The following is a 2,223-nucleotide window of genomic DNA, read 5'->3' as shown; positions in this document are numbered from 1 at the left end:
AGTCGGGGGTGATCCGCACGCGGCGGGTTCACCAGGGGCGGTTACTCGGGGGCATGTCTCAGGGGGTCGAAGGCGGGCCCGGCGGGCATCACCCAGAAGAACTCGCCCTCGGTGTCGTAGTCGTAGATCAGGGCGGAACTGCCGGATGGCATCTTCTCGTCGCCCGGCTGCCGGATCTGCACCACCGCCGACGAGCCGTCGGTCGCGGTCACCTCGGCCTGACCGAAGTCGGCGGTGACCGTACCGGTGCGCACGACGCAGAGGCGGCCGACGAAGGCGTGCCGGGTGGCGTCCGTCTCGGTCGGGAAGAGCCGGCTCAACGGCACCGCGACCAGCCGGGTCACCAGCCACGCGCAGGCCGCGGCGGCCAGCAGAACACCCACCGAGACGGCGATCCGGGTGCCCGCGCCGAGACCTAGGCCGTCGAGCAGGGCGGTGCCGGCCAGGCTGACGAACCAGGCCACCGCGACGAGCAGAGAGAAGATGACGGCACTGGGCACACCACCGAGCCCGAGACCGGCGAGGAAGGTACCCGGTACGCCGTCGACGTCCAGGTCGTCGCCGAGATCAAGCACCCCGGTCAACACCAGCAGCCAGTAGCCGACGACGACCACCAGCAGGAAGCTGAACAGCACGGTCGGAAAACTGAGCGCCGCGCCGAGAAATCCGGTCACCGCGTCCTCCTCCCCGTACCCGGTGGCTCTTACCGGCCACCGGCACGATGATCGTGACACGGGGTGTCAACGCCCACCCGGGCCGATCGGCCGATCCCCGTTGGCCTGACCGGCCGAGATCAGCCGAAATTGACCGTGATCAGCGCGCCCAGCGTCGCCGACCAGCACTGGGCCCGGTGTCCCCGGCCAGCCGGTATCGCCCGAGCTCCCCGTCGGCTCGGCCGAGGTGAGGTGGCGGGTGCCGAGGACGGTGATGGCGGCGTCGACTTCGGCCAGAGGGCCTAACTGGGTACGGCGATGCGGCCGTCGACCGCTGCGGCGGCGATGTCCGAGCGGTGGTGCGAGCCGGCCAGCGTGATGCCGCGTACCAACTGGTAGGCCGCGTCCCGGGCGGCCGCCAGGTCGGCGCCGGTGGCGGTGGCACAGAGGACCCGGCCACCGGCGGAGAGCAACGCGCCGTCGGCGGCCCGGCGGGCGGTGCCGGAGTGGATGACGCCCGGACGGTCCACGCCGGTGATCACATCACCGGTACGCGGCTGCGCCGGGTAACCCTCGGCGGCGAGCACCACGGTCACCGCAGCGCCGGTGCGCCAGCGCAGCGGCGGGTGTTCGGCCAGCGTGCCGGTGGCCGCGGCGTGCAGCAGCCCGGCCAGCGGCGTCTCCAGCAGGGCGAGCACCACCTGGGTCTCCGGGTCGCCGAAGCGGGCGTTGAACTCGATCACCCGGGGGCCGTCGACGGTGATCGCCAGCCCGACGTAGAGCAGGCCGGCGAACGGGGTGCCCCGACGGCGCATCTCGGCCAGGGTCGGGTGCACCACATCGCGCATGACCTCGTCGACCAGACCGGGCGGTGCCCAGGGCAGCGGCGCGTACGCGCCCATCCCGCCGGTGTTCGGACCGGCGTCACCGTCGCCGACGCGCTTGAAGTCCTGCGCCGGCAGCAACGGCACGGCCGCCTCGCCGTCGGTCACCACGAACAGCGAGACCTCGGGGCCGGCGAGGTACTCCTCGACGACCACCCGGCCACAATCCCGCGCGTGCGCTTCGGCCGCGGTGCGATCGTCGGTCACCACCACACCCTTGCCAGCGGCGAGCCCGTCGTTCTTCACCACGTACGGCGGGCCGAACTCGTCCAGCGCCGCAGCCGTGCTCGACTCGTCGGTGCAGGTGTACGCGCGAGCGGTGGGCACGGCGGCGGCGGTCATCACGTCCTTGGCGAACGTCTTGGAGCCTTCCAGCCGGGCCGCCTCGGCCGATGGCCCGAACACGGGGATGCCCTTGGCACGTACCGCGTCGGCGACCCCGGCAACCAGCGGCGCCTCCGGCCCGACCACCACGAGATCGGCGCCCACCTCGACCGCGAGCGCCGCGACGGCCGCCGGGTCGGTCGGCGTGACCTCACGCAGCTCGGCCACCTCGGCGATCCCCGGGTTTCCCGGTGCCGCGATCAGCTGCTCTAGAGACGGATCGTCAGCGAGGCGCAACGCGAGCGCGTGCTCCCGCCCCCCGCCACCCACAAGAAGAACCCGCACAACCCGGCATCCTACCC

General features: G+C 72.6%; 2 protein-coding genes. Both read right to left on the bottom strand.

Annotation, left to right across the window (positions count from 1 at the left end; all coding sequences use genetic code 11):
- Positions 1-41: 41 nt before the first annotated feature.
- Positions 42-674, bottom strand: coding sequence for a hypothetical protein (locus C1I95_RS33420; RefSeq protein ID WP_111220066.1), 633 nt, complete (start codon positions 672-674; stop codon positions 42-44).
- A 281-nt stretch (positions 675-955) separates the two neighbouring features.
- Complete coding sequence (gene purD, locus C1I95_RS33415; protein WP_111220064.1) at positions 956-2,206, bottom strand: phosphoribosylamine--glycine ligase; 1,251 nt, start codon at positions 2,204-2,206, stop codon at positions 956-958.
- Positions 2,207-2,223 lie beyond the last annotated feature (17 nt).

It is taken from the genome of Micromonospora craterilacus (assembly GCF_003236315.1).
In the GTDB taxonomy this organism is placed as follows: domain Bacteria; phylum Actinomycetota; class Actinomycetes; order Mycobacteriales; family Micromonosporaceae; genus Micromonospora; species Micromonospora craterilacus.
Note: the sequence above shows the minus strand (reverse complement) of the source record. Positions and strands in the feature narration are given on the sequence as shown.